Origin of the sequence: Gordonia asplenii, from assembly GCF_012933505.1 — a bacterium.
Lineage (GTDB): Bacteria > Actinomycetota > Actinomycetes > Mycobacteriales > Mycobacteriaceae > Gordonia > Gordonia asplenii.
On record NZ_JABBNB010000082.1, the window covers coordinates 1 to 1011 of the forward strand.

The following is a 1011-nucleotide window of genomic DNA, read 5'->3' on the forward strand; positions in this document are numbered from 1 at the left end:
CGACGATCCTTCTGCTTCTGCAGGCGCTTGTGGCTCCGCCTCGCCCGCTGCTTCTGGCGTCGGCCCGGGCTCGGGTACAGACTGCGGTGACGGTGCGAGTACGTCGCTTGTGTCCGGTCCCTCCCCGACCGGTGGTGTCTGGGCGTCGAGTTCGGCTTCGGGTTCGGCTTCGGCTTCGGTGACGGTCGAGGTCGTCGACGCCGCAGTGGGTGCCTCGTCAGCTTCTGGGTCGTCCCCACCCATCTCAGTGTCGGGTTCGGGTTCCGTCGCCGCCGACGGCGCTGCAGGCGCGGGTTCGGTGGTCGTCGTCGGAGCCGGGTGCGGCTCTGGCGTGGCTGCTCGGCTGCTTTCCGGTTCGGGTTTCGCGTCAGCGGCCGGTTCGGTCTCGTCTGCCGCGGCTGCCGGCTCGGTCTCATATGATTCCGAGTCCGTCACGGTCGGAGACGCCGCCTCGACGAAATCCAAGTCCAGCTCCGGCTCCGGTTCGCCGTCGGTCGCGCTTGCTGTGTCGGTGTCTGTTGGCGGTTCGGGTTGTGTGGTGGGTGGGTTGGGGAAGTAGCTGACCTTCGTCTCGGGGCGTTCGGCGATGTCGCGGACCTGCTCGCCGGTGATGATGCCGTAGCCGTCGACGTAACCGACCCCATCGGTGCTGGCGGGGTTGGCGGGGTTGGTGGTGAGGGTGGCTTGTTCGGTGATCACGTGCAGCGCAATCACCACCTGCGCCTGCGACACCCCTGCCGCGGTGTCGTCGGGGTCGCCGGTGCAGGTGTCGGGGTCGCCGCATTCGCATTCGAACGCCACCCCGTGCAGCCGGGCGATCACCGCATCTGAGCGCCGCGCCCCCCGCCGCCGCGGATCGTTGCTGCAGCAGACCCGGGTGATGAGGGCGTCGATGGCGGCGAACGCCGTCGCGACATCCTCCACGGTGGCAGTGGTCCGGAGTTCGGCCATCCCATCCGCCAACGGATCCGTCGTCACCGTGCGGGCGGCGCGGGCGTGGTCGTGGCGTCT

The 1011-nt window shown here is 69.3% G+C and carries 1 protein-coding gene; it reads right to left on the minus strand.

The window, feature by feature from the left end; all coding sequences use genetic code 11:
• Positions 1-1011: DUF222 domain-containing protein (locus tag HH308_RS29280; protein WP_170197818.1), on the minus strand; the 1011-nt coding region annotated here is incomplete at both ends.